We start from the raw sequence: 1,032 nt of genomic DNA, 5'->3' as shown, positions 1-1,032 counted from the left end.
ATCCCTTAAAGTTTGTCGTAGTCCGGATTGGAGTCTGCAACTCGACTCCATGAAGTCGGAATCGCTAGTAATCGTGGATCAGAATGCCACGGTGAATACGTTCCCGGGCCTTGTACACACCGCCCGTCACACCATGGGAGTGGGCTGCACCAGAAGTAGATAGCTTAACCTTCGGGAGGGCGTTTACCACGGTGTGGTTCATGACTGGGGTGAAGTCGTAACAAGGTAGCCCTAGGGGAACCTGGGGCTGGATCACCTCCTTACTGACGCTATTTTTGCGAGTGTTCACACAGATTGTATAGGTTGAAGTATTAAAGAGGATATGTTCCCAAACATATCAGCGTGTCCCATTCGTCTAGAGGCCTAGGACACCGCCCTTTCACGGCGGTAACAGGGGTTCGACTCCCCTATGGGACGCCACTTTATAAACATACTTTCGAGTGTGATTACAAAGTGGTTTATTTAGCAATAAACGACATGCTCTTTAACAATCTGGAAAGCTGACAAGTCATTCTTAAAGAATGACAGTAAAGTTCTCAATCAGTGACATGTAATGTCACTCACACAATCAAGTGTGCTTGGGCTTTGTCTTAGTAATAAGCAAAGTCTCTATTTTGAGTCCGGCAAAAACAAAACCTTAATTGGTTGATGATTCAACACTGAGTGGTTTTGCGACGCAGATTTCTTTTTTAGACAATCTCGCCGTAAATAAAACCTCTTGGGGTTGTATGGTTAAGTGATTAAGCGTAGACGGTGGATGCCTTGGCAGTCAGAGGCGATGAAGGACGTACTAACCTGCGAAAAGCGATGGTGAGCTGGTAAGAGGCATTTGAGCCATCGATGTCCGAATGGGGAAACCCACCTGCATAAGCAGGTATCTTAGCGTGAATACATAGCGCTAAGAGGCGAACTCGGGGAACTGAAACATCTAAGTACCCGAAGGAAAAGAAATCAATTGAGATTCCGGCAGTAGCGGCGAGCGAACCCGGAGCAGCCCTTAAGCGGCTTAGGCGTTAGGTGAACAGGTTGGAA

At 47.1% G+C, this 1,032-nt stretch carries 1 tRNA gene and 2 rRNA genes; all 3 read left to right on the top strand.

Going from position 1 to position 1,032, the window contains the following annotated elements:
• A 16S ribosomal RNA gene (locus tag WN56_RS08680) occupies positions 1–263 on the top strand; the annotation flags it as partial.
• Between the two features lie 81 nt (positions 264–344).
• Positions 345–420: transfer RNA gene (locus tag WN56_RS08675), tRNA-Glu, on the top strand.
• 310 nt (positions 421–730) lie between these two features.
• Positions 731–1,032: ribosomal RNA gene (locus WN56_RS08670) — 23S ribosomal RNA — on the top strand; the annotation flags it as partial.

Origin of the sequence: Salinivibrio sp. KP-1, assembly GCF_000968645.1 — a bacterium.
Lineage (GTDB): Bacteria > Pseudomonadota > Gammaproteobacteria > Enterobacterales > Vibrionaceae > Salinivibrio > Salinivibrio siamensis.
Note: the sequence above shows the minus strand (reverse complement) of the source record. Positions and strands in the feature narration are given on the sequence as shown.